Genomic DNA, 614 nt, shown 5'->3' with positions numbered 1-614 from the left:
GACGTCGACCGCGGCGCGGAGAGGATCTTCCGGGTGTCGCGCATCGTCGGCCCGGTCCGCGCGACCGGCAAGTCCGGTGCCTTCGACGTGCCTCCCGGCACCGACGTGCGCGCGGTCGCCCGCCGGCTCTCGCCGTCGGCGCCCCGGGTCCGCGCCGATGTCCGCGTGCGGCAGGGGACCGGCATCGGCCTGCGCCGACGCGCCGAGACGGTCGTCGCGATCGACGCATCGCCCGGCTGGGACCTCGTCGTGGTCGAGGGCACGGTGCCCGAGCTCGCGGACGAGGTCCTCACCTACGGCGCCGACGCCGTCGCCGAGGGACCGCGAGCCCTGCGCGACGAGGTGGTGGCCCGGCTGCGCGCCGTGGCCGCGACGACAGCCCCGGACCACGAGCCCGCGGGGGAGGGGCGATGACCGCGCAGGCGGGTGACACCGCCCCCGACCAGGTCGCCCGGTTGCTCGCGCTGGTTCCCTACCTCCTCGCGCGCGGCGAGGTGCGCCTCGACGACGCCGCGCGGCACTTCGGCACCGACGCCGACCAGATCGAGCGCGACCTGCGGTTGCTCTTCATGACCGGCGTGTCGCCCGGCCTGCCGGGCGACCTCATCGAGGTC

Annotated in this window: 1 protein-coding gene and 1 pseudogene; both read left to right on the top strand. The window is 76.7% G+C overall.

What is annotated here, in order from left to right:
* A partial coding sequence (locus FB586_RS18630; RefSeq protein ID WP_136520848.1) for a WYL domain-containing protein occupies window positions 1–414 on the top strand: 414 nt, incomplete at its 5' end.
* Window positions 411–614, top strand: a pseudogene (locus tag FB586_RS18625) (hypothetical protein); the annotation flags it as partial. The gene FB586_RS18630 and the pseudogene FB586_RS18625, both read left to right, overlap by 4 nt.

The organism is Cellulomonas telluris, assembly GCF_004886325.1.
Classification (GTDB): Bacteria; Actinomycetota; Actinomycetes; order Actinomycetales; family Cellulomonadaceae; genus Cellulomonas; species Cellulomonas telluris.
Note: the sequence above shows the minus strand (reverse complement) of the source record. Positions and strands in the feature narration are given on the sequence as shown.